The 13,780-nt window shown below is 65.9% G+C and carries 13 protein-coding genes; all 13 read left to right on the forward strand.

Annotation, left to right across the window (positions count from 1 at the left end; all coding sequences use genetic code 11):
* The first annotated feature begins 114 nt into the window (after positions 1 to 114).
* A complete protein-coding gene (flgB, locus tag KPL74_00765; GenBank protein QWT20558.1) occupies positions 115 to 534 on the forward strand; it encodes a flagellar basal body rod protein FlgB in 420 nt (139 codons plus the stop codon).
* The gene (gene flgC / locus KPL74_00770) at positions 531 to 944 is read left to right on the forward strand and encodes a flagellar basal body rod protein FlgC (protein ID QWT20559.1); all 414 of its coding nucleotides are present in this window, start codon (positions 531 to 533) and stop codon (positions 942 to 944) included. Before flgB ends, flgC begins: the two co-directional genes overlap by 4 nt.
* A gap of 11 nt (positions 945 to 955) precedes the next feature.
* Positions 956 to 1,606: a hypothetical protein gene (locus KPL74_00775; protein QWT20560.1), complete on the forward strand. Its 651-nt coding sequence runs from the start codon at positions 956 to 958 to the stop codon at positions 1,604 to 1,606.
* 21 nt (positions 1,607 to 1,627) lie between these two features.
* On the forward strand, positions 1,628 to 2,854 hold the full coding sequence (locus KPL74_00780) for a flagellar hook protein FlgE (protein ID QWT20561.1): 1,227 nt from the start codon (positions 1,628 to 1,630) through the stop codon (positions 2,852 to 2,854).
* Between the two features lie 55 nt (positions 2,855 to 2,909).
* Positions 2,910 to 3,650, forward strand: a complete 741-nt coding sequence (flgF, locus tag KPL74_00785) for a flagellar basal-body rod protein FlgF (GenBank protein QWT20562.1) — start codon at positions 2,910 to 2,912, stop codon at positions 3,648 to 3,650.
* 62 nt (positions 3,651 to 3,712) lie between these two features.
* Entirely contained in the window at positions 3,713 to 4,498 is a 786-nt protein-coding gene (gene flgG, locus KPL74_00790) for a flagellar basal-body rod protein FlgG (GenBank protein QWT20563.1), read from the forward strand.
* Positions 4,499 to 4,509: 11 nt separating this feature from the next.
* Positions 4,510 to 5,190, forward strand: a complete 681-nt coding sequence (flgH, locus tag KPL74_00795; GenBank protein QWT20564.1) for a flagellar basal body L-ring protein FlgH — start codon at positions 4,510 to 4,512, stop codon at positions 5,188 to 5,190.
* Positions 5,190 to 6,317 (forward strand): flagellar basal body P-ring protein FlgI, encoded by a 1,128-nt coding sequence (locus tag KPL74_00800; protein QWT20565.1) that lies wholly within the window; start codon positions 5,190 to 5,192, stop codon positions 6,315 to 6,317. The genes flgH and KPL74_00800 overlap by 1 nt, the downstream gene beginning before the upstream one ends.
* Before the next feature lies 1 nt (position 6,318).
* On the forward strand, positions 6,319 to 7,323 hold the full coding sequence (flgJ, locus tag KPL74_00805) for a flagellar assembly peptidoglycan hydrolase FlgJ (GenBank protein QWT20566.1): 1,005 nt from the start codon (positions 6,319 to 6,321) through the stop codon (positions 7,321 to 7,323).
* A gap of 10 nt (positions 7,324 to 7,333) precedes the next feature.
* A complete protein-coding gene (gene flgK, locus KPL74_00810; GenBank protein ID QWT20567.1) occupies positions 7,334 to 9,205 on the forward strand; it encodes a flagellar hook-associated protein FlgK in 1,872 nt (623 codons plus the stop codon).
* Positions 9,206 to 9,207: 2 nt separating this feature from the next.
* Complete coding sequence (flgL, locus tag KPL74_00815) at positions 9,208 to 10,404, forward strand: flagellar hook-associated protein FlgL (protein ID QWT20568.1); 1,197 nt, start codon at positions 9,208 to 9,210, stop codon at positions 10,402 to 10,404.
* A 396-nt stretch (positions 10,405 to 10,800) separates the two neighbouring features.
* A complete protein-coding gene (locus tag KPL74_00820; protein QWT20569.1) occupies positions 10,801 to 12,270 on the forward strand; it encodes a hypothetical protein in 1,470 nt (489 codons plus the stop codon).
* A 143-nt stretch (positions 12,271 to 12,413) separates the two neighbouring features.
* The gene (gene fliD, locus KPL74_00825; protein ID QWT20570.1) at positions 12,414 to 13,778 is read left to right on the forward strand and encodes a flagellar filament capping protein FliD; all 1,365 of its coding nucleotides are present in this window, start codon (positions 12,414 to 12,416) and stop codon (positions 13,776 to 13,778) included.
* Positions 13,779 to 13,780 lie beyond the last annotated feature (2 nt).

The following is a 13,780-nucleotide window of genomic DNA, read 5'->3' on the forward strand; positions in this document are numbered from 1 at the left end:
CCCCCGCAAACCCCCCACGAACGGCGCCACGGCGCCGTTTCTTGCTACTGCCGAAGCCGTGGCACGCGTCTTGCTGATCCCCTCGGGCCAAGAACCCACGAGGGGCCCACGCCCATGATCGACAAACCGGATCCGCTGCTCGGCATGCACCCACAGGCGCTGAACCTGTGGCAGCGCCGTGCGGAAGTCATTTCGTCGAACCTGGCCAATGCGGACACGCCGGGCTTCCTCGCCCGCGACGTGGATTTCCGCAAGGCCCTCACCGCCGCCACCGGCGCCCAGGACGGCAACCAGCTGGCCATGGCCGCGACCGAATCCGGCCACATCGGCGGCAACCCCACCTATGCCCTGGCCGACGCCGACAAGCTCGCCTACCGCGCCGCCACCCAGCCGTCGATGGACGGCAACACGGTGGACACGCAGGTCGAGCAGGCCCAGTTCGCCGGCAACGCCATCCACTACCAGGCGTCCCTCAGCTTCATCACCGCGCAGATCAAGATGATGCGCACCGCCATCACCGGAGGCAGCTCATGAGCCTGCTCAAGATCTTCGACGTGGCGGGCTCCGGCATGGCCGCGCAGTCGGCCCGTCTCAACACCACCGCCAGCAACATGGCCAACGCCGACAGCGTGGCCAGCAGCGCGGATGCGGCCTACCACGCCAAGCAGCCAATGTTCTCGGCCGTGCAGCAGATGGTCAACGGACAGATGGAAAACCAGGGCGTGCGCGCCATGGGCATCACCGAGAGCCAGGCGCCGATCCAGTCGCGCTACGAGCCCGGCAACCCGATGGCGGACACCGACGGCTACGTCTACCAGAGCAACGTCAATCCCGTGGACGAGCTGGTCAACATGATCTCCGCGTCGCGCTCCTACCAGAACAACGTCGAAGTCATGAACAGCGCAAGGCAGCTCATGCAGAAGACGCTCGACCTCGGCAAATAAGGGCCTTTCCCATGACTACCGTCAGCGGTACCAGCAGCACCAGCACCACCGGCACGTCCACGTCCTCGCAGCTGCAGTCGCAGACGCTGGACCAGTCGGACTTCCTGAAGCTCATGGTCACCCAGATGACCAACCAGGACCCGACCAAGCCCATGGACGCCAACGACATGGTCGCCCAGATGGCGCAGTTCTCCCAGGTGGCCGCCACCCAGCAGCTGCAGTCGTCGTTCGACACCCTGTCGACCAACCTCACCGGCGACCAGTTCGTCCGTGCGGCGTCGCTGGTCGGCAACGACGTGCTGGTGCCTTCGTCGGCCGGCAAGCTCACCGACTCCACGCTGTCCGGCGCCGTCAACGTGCCGACGTCGGGCACCTACGTGAACGTGCAGATCAAGGACAGCGCCGGCAACGTCGTGCGCACGATCCCGATGGGCCAGCCGGATTCCGGCCTGCAGCAGTTCACCTGGGACGGCAAGTCCGACGACGGCACCCAGCTGGCCGACGGCGTTTACCAGATTTCCGCCACCTCCGGCGACACGGCGGCCGACACATTCGTGAAGGGCAAGGTGGAAGGCGTCGGTTCTTCCGGAACCGACGGTACGTACGTGCAGGTGGCCGGCTACGGCGGCGCCCTGCTTAGCCAGATCGCGCAAATCCTGTAATCCCACCGAGGAATCGCCTCCATGCCTTTCGATATCGCACTCAGCGGCATCAATGCCGCTTCCACGGACCTGGAAGTCACCGCCAACAACATCGCCAACACCAGCACGGTGGGCTTCAAGGGCTCGCGCGCCGAGTTCTCCCAGGTGTATTCGGTGGCCGGCCAGAACCTTTCCGCCACGGCCGCCGGCAGCGGCGTCCGCGTCACCAACATCGCCCAGCAGTTCAGCGACGGCAACACGACGCAGACCGGCAACTCCTACGACATGGCCATCAGCGGCACGGGTTTCTTCACCCTGCGCGACGGTGCCGGTTACTCATACACCCGCGCCGGTAACTTCCACCCGGACGACAACAACTACGTCGTCAATGCCACCGGCCAGCACCTCCAGGTGTATCCGCCGACCGCGTCGGGCGGCTACGACATCAGCGCCCTGCAGGACCTGCAGCTGACCTCCGGCTCCGCGCCGGCCAAGGCCAGCGCCAACATCGGCCTGACCGCGAACCTGCCGGCCAGCGCCGCGGCGCCGACCGGTGGCGCGTTCAATGCCAGCGACGACACCACCTACAACAACATGTCGACGTTCCAGGCCTACGATTCGCTGGGCGCGGCGCATACCGTCAACGTCTACTACGCGAAGGACGCCGCCGGCTCCAACTCGTGGAACGCCTACATGACCGTGGACGGCACCCAGGTCGGTGGCGCCCAGCCGGTGACCTTCAGCAGCGGCGGCGCCATCGCCACGCCGGCAAACGGCAAGCTCAATTTCGGCGCGGTGTCGCCGAACCCGGGCGCGCAGCCGCTCAACCTCAACGTCGACCTGAGCAAGGTCACCCAGTTCGGTGACAGCTTCTCGACCACCGCGGTGAGCAACGACGGTTACGCCGCCGGCAAGTTCTCCGCCATCGACGTCTCCAGCGAGGGCGTGGTGTCGGCCAAGTACACCAACGGCGTGTCCGTCCCGCTCGGCCAGGTGGCCCTGGCCACCTTCGCCAACCCGCAGGGCCTGCGCCAGTTGAACGACACCAACTGGGCCGCCTCGGCGGACTCGGGCCAGCCGATCCGTGGCTCGGCCGGCACCGGCGACATGGGCAGCATCCAGTCCGGCACGCTCGAAGCGTCGAACACCGCCGACCTGACCGCCCAGCTGGTGAACATGATCAAGGCGCAGCGCAACTACCAGGCCAACGCCCAGGTCATCTCGACCGACAACCAGCTCACCCAGACCATCATCAACATCCGTAACTAAGCGCCACGGGGCGCGGCCATAGCGCCGCGCCCCGACGCCCGTCGGGGAAACCGCCATGGATCGTTCCGTATACATCGCCATGACCGGCGCCACGCAGACCATGCGGGCGCAGGCCGAAGTCGCGCACAACCTGGCCAACGCCAACACCACCGGCTTCAAGGCCGAGCTGTCGGCGTTCCAGAGCGTGCCCGTGCTGGGCGATGGCCTGCAGACGCGCATCAATGGCGTGGCCCAGGGCATGGGTTTCGACGGCACCCAGGGCAACCAGATGGCCACCGGCAACGACCTCGACGTGGCCGTGGAAGGCAACGGCTGGATCGCGGTGCAGTCGCCCGACGGCAACGAGGGCTACACCCGCGCCGGCAACCTGCGCATCGACGCCGACGGTCTTTTGACGGACGCGCGCGGGAATGCCGTCATGGGTGGCGGCGGCCCGATCACCATCCCGCAGGCGTCGAGCGTGAAGATCGGCACCGACGGCACGATTTCCGTCGTACCGCTCGGCCAGGCGCCGAATACGCTCACCACCACCGATCGCATCAAGCTGGTGAACCCCGGCAACGACCAGCTGCAGTACGGCAGCGACGGCCTCATGCATACGCGCGACGGCAATCCGGCCGAAGCGGACGCCAATGTCCGCGTGGTCTCCGGGGCCGTGGAATCGAGCAACGTCAACCCTTCCGAAGTGCTCGTGAAGATGATTTCGCTCTCCCGCGAATACGAAATGCAGGTCCGATCGATCAAGGCAGCCGACGAAAACGAGCAGTCGGCATCGAAATTGCTACAGGTGGGGTAACCACCGCCGCGCGACGCAAAACCGTCGCGGCATAGCAGGCGCCAAGCGCGCAGGAGTCAACGATGTTCACGTCCCTCTGGATCGCCAAGACCGGCCTCGATGCGCAGCAGACGCGCATGGATGTCGTCTCGAACAACCTGGCCAACACGAACACCACGGGCTTCAAGCGCGCCCGTGCCGAGTTCGAAGACCTCGCCTACCAGAACCGTGGGCAGGCCGGTGGCCAGACCACCGAACAGACCACCTCGCCCACGGGCCTGATGATCGGCACCGGTGTCCGCGTCGTCGGCACCCAGAAGATGTTCGAACAGGGCGGCTCGCAGCAGACCGACAACCCACTGGACGTGCGCATCGACGGCCGCGGTTTCCTGCAGGTGACCCTGCCCGACGGCACCGTCGGCTACACCCGCGACGGTTCGCTCAAGCGCGACCAGGATGGCCAGCTGGTGACTAACGACGGTTATCCGATCGAACCGGCCATCACCATCCCGTCGACGGCCACCGCCGTCACCATCGGTACCGACGGCACGGTGAGCGTCACCACGGCCGGCACGTCGGCGTCGACCACGGTGGGCCAGATCCAGCTCGCCGATTTCGTCAATCCCGCGGGCCTGGAGCCGCGCGGCGACAACATGTACCTGGAGACCACCGCCAGCGGCACGCCGCAGACCGGTACCGCAGGCCTCAATGGCCTTGGCACGCTCCAGCAAAACGCCCTCGAATCGTCGAACGTCAACGTGGTCGAGGAAATGGTGAACATGATCGAAACCCAGCGCGCCTACGAGATGAACTCGAAGGCCGTGTCGGCGGCCGACCAGATGCTCCAGTTCATCACCCAGAAGACCTGAGACCCGTCGTCATGAATCGTCGTTTCGCCCGCCTCGTCGTTGCCGCCCTCCCGTTCGCCGCCCTAACCGGTTGCGCGATGGTGCCGCCGACGCCCAAGCCGATGTATGCCGCCACGCTGCCGGTCGCTCCCGCCGTGCCTGCGCAGGCCACCGGCTCGATCTACGCCGACCAGCAGAACATGGAACTGTTCGCCGACCCGCGCGCGCACCGCGTGGGCGACATCCTCACCATCACGCTGGTGGAAGCCACCCAGGCCACCAAGAAGGCGGCGACCAGCACCAGCAAGAAGAACGGCAACAACATCACCGCGCCGACGCTGCTCGGCCGTGGCCTGAAGATCGGCGGCAACGTCGCCAACAGCAGCCTGGCCAGCAGCAACTCGTTCGATGGCGATGGCTCGTCCAGCCAGAGCAACGCGCTGACCGGCGAAATCACCGTCACCGTCGCGCAGCGCCTGAGCAATGGCGCGCTGATCGTGCAGGGCGAGAAGTGGCTCACCATCAACCAGGGCGAAGAACTGGTCCGCATCTCCGGCATCGTGCGCCCGCAGGACATCGGCAACGACAACATCGTCCTGTCCAGCCGCGTCGCCGATGCGAAGATCGAATACGTCGGCAAGGGCACCCTGGCCGATTCGAACACGCGTGGCTGGCTGTCGCGCTTCTTCGATTCGAAGTGGATGCCGTTCTGATGAAGACCTTCGTCGCCCGTTTCCGCAACGTGGCCCGCGCGGCCGCCGCCGTGCTGGCACTGGCTTCGGTCGTGCCGGCACACGCCGACAAGATCCGCGACCTGGCCCAGGTCGGCGGCGTGCGCAGCAACCAGCTGGTGGGCTACGGCCTGGTCGTCGGCCTCGATGGCAGCGGCGACCAGACCAGCCAGGCGCCGTTCACCACGCAAAGCCTCGAGAACATGCTGCAGCAGTTCGGCGTGAACGTGCCGGCGAACGTGCGTCCGCAGCTGAAGAATGCCGCGGCGGTCACCATCACCGCCGAGATCCCGCCGTTCGCCAAGCCGGGCCAGCGTATCGACGTCACCGTGGCTTCGATCGGCAACGCCAAGAGCATCCGCGGTGGCGAACTGCTGATGTCGCCGCTGAAGGGTGCCGATGGCCAGGTCTACGCCATCGCGCAGGGCAGCGTCATCGTTGGCGGCGTCAGCGCGCAGGGCAAGAGCGGTTCCAGCGTGCAGGTCAACATCTCCGCCAGCGGTCGCATCCCGGGCGGTGCGAGCATCGAGCGCAGCGTCGCCTCGTCCTTCGACAAGGGCGGCGACATCATGCTCAACCTCAACAGCGCCGACTTCATGACGGCCAACCGCGTCGCCGAGGCGGTGAACCGCAGCTTCGGCGCGGGCACGGCGAACGCCATCGACTCGGGCTCGATCGCCGTGCGCGCGCCGCTCGATCCGTCCCAGCGCGTGTCCTGGCTGGCCACGATCCAGTCGCTCGACGTCACCCCGGGCGATGCGCCGGCGCGGGTGATCGTCAACTCGCGCACGGGCACCGTGGTGATCGGCTCCGACGTGAAGGTCGGCACGGCCGCCGTCGCGCACGGTTCGATCCAGGTCACCATCAGCGAGCAGCCGCAGGTCAGCCAGCCGGGTGCCTTCAGCCGCGGTCAGACCGCGGTGGTGCCGAGCAGCCAGGTCGCGGTGAGCGAGAACGGTGGCCACATGTTCAAGTTCGGTCCGGGCACCAGCCTGGATTCGATCGTGCGCGCGGTGAACCAGGTCGGCGCCTCGCCGAGCGACCTCATCTCGATCCTGCAGGCCCTGAAAGAATCCGGCGCGCTGCGCGCCGAGCTGGTGGTGATCTGACATGGCTACCGCGGTCGACAACCAGCGCCTTGGCACTTACACGGACATGTCCGCGTTTGCCGGCCTGCGTTCGGCCGCGCAGCAGGATTCCAAGTCGGCACTGCCGGCCGTCGCCAAGCAGTTCGAATCGATCTTTACCCAGATGATGTTGAAGTCCATGCGCGACGCCAGTGCGTCCCTGGGCGGCGACGACCTGATGGGTTCCAGCGAAGCCAACCAGTACCGCGACATGCTCGACCACCAGCTCTCGGTCACGCTGTCGCAGGGCAAGGGCATCGGCATCGCCGACATGCTGATCCGCCAGCTCGGCGGCGGTGCGTCGACCTCGGCCAGCGATGCCAACAGCAGCCTGTTCGCGGGCGTCGATGGTTCGGCGTCCACCGCGGCATCCGTGTCGTCGCCGTCCGATGCCAACAGCGGCCTGATGGATTCGCTCGAGCACATGCTGGGTAGCGCGGGCCGTGCCGTGGGGCAGGGTGCCTCCGCCGTCACCAACGCGGTCGGCTCGATCGACAGCCCGCAGGATTTCGTCGAGAAGTTCGCGCCGCACGCCATCGAAGCGGCGAAGAAGCTCGGGGTCTCCGTGCGTGCGCTACTGGCCCAGGCCGCGCTCGAGACCGGCTGGGGCAAGCACATGCCGGCCTCGGGCAGCACCAACAGTTTCAACATGTTCGGGATCAAGGCCGGCAGCAGCTGGGACGGCAAGCGCGTGAACGTGCCGACCCTGGAATACGAAAACGGCGTGGCCGTGCGCAAGAAGGACAGCTTCCGCGCGTACGACTCCCCGTCCGATTCGTTCAAGGATTACGCCGACATGGTGGCCAGCAGCCCGCGTTATGCGAAGGCCGTGGGCCGCGGCGACGACATCGCGGGGTTCGCCCATGCGCTCACCCAGGGCGGTTACGCGACCGACCCGAGTTATGCGCAGAAGCTGACCGACATCGCCAACGGTCCCGTGATGAAGCAGGCGCTCGCTGCGCTCAAACAGGTAGCGGCGGAACTCTAAGGAAACGACGATGGCTGACCTTCTCTCCACCGGTGTATCGGGACTGCTTGCCTCGCAGGTAGGCCTGTCCACCGTTGGCAACAACATCAGCAACGTCAATACGGCGGGCTATAGCCGCCAGGTGACGAGCTTCGACGCGCGCCGCCCCGAATACTCGGGTGGTTACTACATCGGCCAGGGTGCCGATGCGGTCAGCGTGCAGCGCGCCTACAGCCAGTTCCTCACCCAGCAGGTGTGGTCCGCCAGTTCGAGCCAGAGCCGTGCGTCGCAGTACGCCACGCTCACGGCGTCGGTGAATAACGTGGTCAGCGGTTCGTCCAACCTGCAGAGCTCGCTCGACAGCTTCTTCGGCGCGATCAGCGACGTGGCCAACGCGCCGGTGGACACCGCCAGCCGCCAGGCCCTGATCGGCCAGGCCAATTCGCTGGTGGCGACGTTCAAGTCGCTGTCCACCCAGTTCCAGTCGCTGGACTCGCAGACCAACCAGCAGATCAGCAGTGCGGTCGATTCGATCAACTCGCTGGCGCAGAACATCGCCAGCCTGAACTCGCAGATCCAGAAGGGCTATGCGGGTGGCGCGGCGCCCAACCAGCTGCTCGACGCGCGCGACCAGGCGGTGGCGCAGCTGTCGGCGCTGGTCGGCGTCAGCGTGACCCAGAACAGCGACCACATGTACACGGTTAGCGTGGGCAACGGCCTGCCGCTGGTCAGCGGCACCAGCGCCACCAAGCTCGCCACGGCGACCAACCAGTACGACTCGTCGCGGCTGGAAGTGGTCGACCCGCAGGGCACCGTGATCAGCAACCAGCTGGGTTCGGGTTCGCTGGGCGCGACGTTCGATTTCCGTACCAACGTGCTCGACCCGGCGCGTAGCCAGCTCGGCCGCTCCGCGATCGCGCTGACCACGGCGATGAACAAGCAGAGTGCGCAGGGTATCGACCTCAACGGCGATGCCGGCGGCAACATGTTCAACATCGCCGACCCGGCCGTGTTCAACAGCACGAAGAACACCGGCACCGGCTCGGTGTCGGCCGTGGTCTCGGACGTCTCGAAGCTGAGCGGCTCGGACTACGTCATGCGCTTCGACGGCGTGAACTGGTCGGCGACGACCACGTCGGGCACCACCGTGCCGATGATCGGCAGCGGCACGGCGACCGATCCCTTCGTGCTGGAAGGCATGCAGGTGACCGTGGGCGCGGGCGCCGCGGCGGGCGACAGCTTCCAGATCCAGTCCACGCGCAACGCGGCATCGTCGATCAGCGTGGCCGTGAGCGATACGAACAAGATCGCCGCCTCGGGCCCGCTCTCCGCCGGCAAGGGTTCGGCCAACACGGGTACCGGCGCGCTCGGTGCGCTGACCGTGACCGACACGGCCAATGCGGCGTTCAAGACCCCGGTCAGCATCGTGTTCACCTCGGCCACCACCTACACGGTGAACGGCGGCACGCCGCAGACCTATACCGACCCCGGCACGATTTCCGGCAACGGCTGGACGCTGGCGATCACCGGCAAGCCGGCGACCAACGACACCTTCAACGTTAAGCCGGCGACCAGCGCCAGCGGCGACAACGGCAATGCGCTCGCGCTGGCCAACGTCGCCAACAAGGGCATCCTCGACGGCGGCGTCACCACGGTCGGCAAGTCGTACAGCCAGCTGATCGCCCAGGTCGGCACGGCCGGCTCGCAGGCGAACACGGCGCTCAGCGCACAGCAGAGCATCCTCGACCAGGCCTCGGCGGCACAGTCCAGCCTGTCCGGCGTGAACCTCGATGAAGAGGCCGCCAACCTGCTGAAGTTCCAGCAGGCGTATTCGGCGTCCGCGCAGGTGATCACCACCGCGAACTCAATCTTCCAATCCCTCCTTTCCGCCGTGCAGGGCTGATCATGCGCATCTCCACTTCCTGGCAGCAGCAACAGTCCGTCAACCAGATGCTCAACCGGCAGTACGACCTGTCGCAGACGCAGCTGGCCCTCGGCAACGGCAAGGCGATCCAGACGCCGTCGGACAACCCGGCCGCGGCGGCACGCGCCGTCGACGTCACCTCGGCGAGTGCGCAGAACGACCAGTACACGCGCAACATCAATTCGGCCAACACGCGACTGTCGGTGGAAGAGAGCGCGATCTCCGGCGCATCCGACATCCTCGATCGCGTGCGCACGCTGGCGCTGGAAGGCAGCAACGGCACGCAGACCGACGAGTCGCGCAAGTCGATCGCCACCGAACTTCGGCAGACGCTGCAGCAGCTGGTGTCGCTCGCGAACACGAAGGACGGGCAGGGCGAATACGTGTTCGCCGGCAATGCCACGACCACGCAGCCGTTCTCGCAGTCCGGCTTGTCGGTGACCTACGCGGGCGACCAGGGCCAGCGCATGGTCGCGGCCGCGGCGGGCCTGCAGGTGGCGACCGGCGACAGCGGCGATTCCGTATTCATGGCGATCCGCGGCGGCAACGGCACGTTCCAGACCGCGGCGGCCAGTGGCAACACCGGCACCGGCGTGGTTGGCAGCACCTCGGTCACCGACGCGTCGGCCTGGACCGGCGGCAGCTACACGATCAACTTCACCTCGGCATCGACCTACGAAATCCATGACGCGACGGATCCGACCGGTCCGGCGCTGAGCACGGGCACGTATGCGGCCGGGTCGGGCAGCATCAACTTCAACGGTGCGCAGATCAACATGACCGGCACGCCCGCCGCCGGCGATTCGTTCTCGGTCACGCCGTCGTCGTCGCAGGATGTGTTCTCCACCATTTCGAACCTGATCACCGCGTTCGAAACGCCGGGCGGCGGCGCACCGATGAACAACGCGGTGAATGCGCAGCTGCAGAACCTCGACCAGGCCAGCGGCAGCTTCCTCAACACGCGCACGCAGATCGGTGCGCGGATGAACACGCTGGACCAGCAGGCGAGCATCGGTTCGGACACCAAGCTGCAGTACGACAGCACGCTTTCGGACCTGCAGGACCTGGACTACGCAAGCGCCGCTAGCAAGTTCTCGCAGCAGCAGACGGCGCTGGATGCCGCGCAGCAGGCCTACGTGAAGATGCAGAACCTGTCGCTGTTCAACTACCTCAAGTAATGCGGTTTAACGGCAGGGCGCGTTAGACGCCCGCCAGGGATGGTTTGCCGGGCGGTTGCCACCACGCCACGGTTTCTTGCGACACATTGGGTTGACCTTTCCACCAACGGCACGGTTGCCGGTTCGGGGTATCCCGGCCGGATTTCCACGCAAGGAAGCGAAAAATGGCCCTAAACCCCGGCGCATTCGTGCCGATACCTCCCTCGACAGTGATTGGGCACCGGTTTTTTTCAGGCTCCGTCAAGAAATAACTGTTGACAGGTAGAAAAAGTTCTCAAGTTTCTTCCCGGCGTGCCGTAAACCTCCCTGAGGCGGAAGGCTTCCCTAACGGAACCCCGCCGGACTACGCCGACAAACTAATCCGGCAATCGGTTCCGCTACCAAAGGATCATTACGATGTCTCTGACCATCAACACCAACATCATGTCGCTGAATGCTCAGCGTAACCTGAGCACTTCGCAGACCAAGCTGTCCTCGGCCATCGAGCGCCTGTCGTCGGGTAACCGCATCAACAGCGCGAAGGACGACGCCGCCGGCCTCGCCATCTCGACCCGCATGACGACCCAGATCAACGGCCTGAACCGCGCGGTGCAGAACGCCAACGACGGTATCTCGCTGTCGCAGACGACCGAATCGGCCCTGGACGAAGTCACGAACAACCTGCAGCGCATCCGCGAGCTGGCTGTCCAGTCGACCAACGCCTCGAACTCGACCAGCGACCGCGCCGCGCTCGACGCCGAAGTGCAGCAGCGTCTGTCGGAAGTGACCCGCATCGCCACGCAGACCAACTTCAACGGCATGAAGGTGCTGGACGGCTCCGCCCAGAACCTCAGCTTCCAGGTCGGCGCCAACGTCGGTGAAGTCATCACCGTCGGCCTCGACAAGGGCATGAAGGCCAGCCAGATCGGCCAGCTGAACACCGGTTCGGCCACCCCGGTCATCCCGGCGGCGGCCGCTGCCACCACGGGTTCGGCCGCGGTTGCCGGCAACACCGTCATGACGGGCGCCCCGGGCCTCGACTACAGCGGTGGCGACAAGACCTTCAAGGTCGGCTCCGCTACGGTGACCCTGACCGGTACGTACGCCACCCAGGCGGACATGCTGACCGACATCAACAGCCAGCTGACCGGCGTCACCGCCAGCGTCAACGGCGGCAACCTGACCTTCACCAACAACACGGCCGGCGCCGGCGCTGCTCCGGTGATCGACGACTCGGCGGATTCCGTGCTCGGTGCGCAGCTCTCGACCACGCCCGGTGCCGCTGCCGTCGCAGCCGCTCCCGCCACCACCGGTGGCCTGACCCTCGCGGCTGGCGCCGTCACGGTCAAGGTCGGCGACAACGACGCGTTCGACCTCGCTGGCAAGTACAACAGCGTGCAGGACCTCGCCGACGCCATCAACGCCAAGTCGGGCCAGGGCATCAATGCCTACGTCTCGACCGCGACCGACGGCACGCAGTCGCTGAAGTTCGGTTCGTCCTCGGCCATCACGATCGGCGGCACCGCCCCGGCCTCGGCTGGCTTCACCGCCGGTGCGGTGGGTGACTCGGGCAAGACCCTTGCCGATTCGAGCGTGAAGACCGTCGACGGCGCGAACGAAACGATCGAGCGCATCGATGCGGCCCTGCAGTCGGTCTCCAGCCTCCGTTCGGACCTGGGTGCCGTGCAGAACCGCTTCGAGTCGACCATCTCCAACCTGCAGAACATCTCGCAGAACCTGACCTCGTCGAAGTCGGCCATCACCGACGCCGACTTCGCCCAGGAAACGGCGAACATGTCTTCGGCGCAGATCCTGCAGCAGGCTGGCGTCTCGGTGCTCGCCACCGCGAACTCCTCGCAGCAGATCGTGACCAAGCTCCTCGGCTAATCGGCCCGGAGCTCCGCCTCCCCTGGCTTAGCCCAGGGGTTGGCAGGGTAATTGCTTAAGTTGCCACGGGTAGTCCTGCATGCAGGGCTACCCGTCGGCAAATTGGCGCCCAGGGCAGTGAGGCGTCTTCTACGGAGAGTCTCATGGCCAGTTCCAGCACTGTCACCCTTGGTTCCAGTTCGATCGACGTCGCATCGATCGTCTCCAACCTCGTGGCAAACAAGCGCGCCGCGAAAGACAAGCAGCTTTCGGACGCCAGCACCACCAACACCACCCAGATTTCCGCCATTGGCAACTTCACCTCGTCGTTGACCAACCTGCAGGGCGCGATCAAGGCGCTGACCGACGGTTCCGCGTTCACCACGCAGAAGACCTCGCTCGGCGATTCCTCGGTCCTGACCGCCACGGCCGACAGCACCGCTGTCCCGGGCAGCTACAACATCGTGGTCGGCAAGCTCGCCGCCGCGCAGAAGACCACTTCCAGCGCCATCGCCAGTTCCACGGCGGCCGTCGGCAGTGGCACCCTGACCATCGCGGTCGGCAGCAAGTCCATGAGCCTGGACATCGGCACCACGGGCAACTCGCTGCAGGACATTCGCGACAAGATCAACAAGGCCTCGGACAACCCCGGCGTCACCGCCAGCATCGTCACCGGTACGGATGGCGCGCACCTGGTGCTCAATGCCACCTCCACGGGCGCGGCCAATGCGTTTTCGGTGAGTGCGAGCGGCGGCGATGGCGGCCTTTCCCAGTTGGCTTTCGACCCGACGACCGGCACGCCGACCACCAAGGCGCAGGATGCCGAGTTCACGATCGACGGTACGGCGGCGACCAGCCCGACCAACACGGTCGCTTCGGCGATCGATGGCATCACGCTTTCGCTGACCAAGGAAGGCACCAGCAGCGTCAACATCACCACCGACACCTCGGCGGTGAGCACGGCGATGCAGGGCCTGGTCACGGCGTATAACTCGTTCGTCTCCACCTACCAGACCCTGACCAAGTACGACGCGACCAACCAGCAGGTCGGCGCCCTCATCGGCGACGCCACGGTCATGTCGCTCAAGAGCCAGGTCACCAACCTGCTCGGTGGCCAGTCGGCTGCCGCCAACGGCGGCCCCAGCTCGCTCAGCGACCTCGGTGTGTCGTTCCAGGTGGATGGCACGCTGAAATTCGATTCGACCAAGCTGACCAAGTTCATGGCCTCCAATCCCAAGGAGACGCAGAACCTGCTCAGCGGCACCAACGGCATCGCGCCGAAGCTCGACAAGCTGATCACCGGCTGGACCTCCAGCTCCGGCATCCTCACCCAGCGCACCGCCAACCTTAACCAGAAGGCGAAGGACATTGCGCAGGAGCAGTCGGACTACGACGTGACGATGCAGGACTACACCAAGCGGCTCACGACGCAGTACACCGCGCTCGACACCATGATGACCAAGCTCAGCAGCACCAGCAGCTACCTCCAGCAGCAGTTCGACTCGCTGAACAACTCGAACAAGTCGTAAGA

The sequence above is a fragment of the Bacillus sp. NP157 genome, from assembly GCA_018889975.1.
Taxonomy (GTDB): domain Bacteria; phylum Pseudomonadota; class Gammaproteobacteria; order Xanthomonadales; family Rhodanobacteraceae; genus Luteibacter.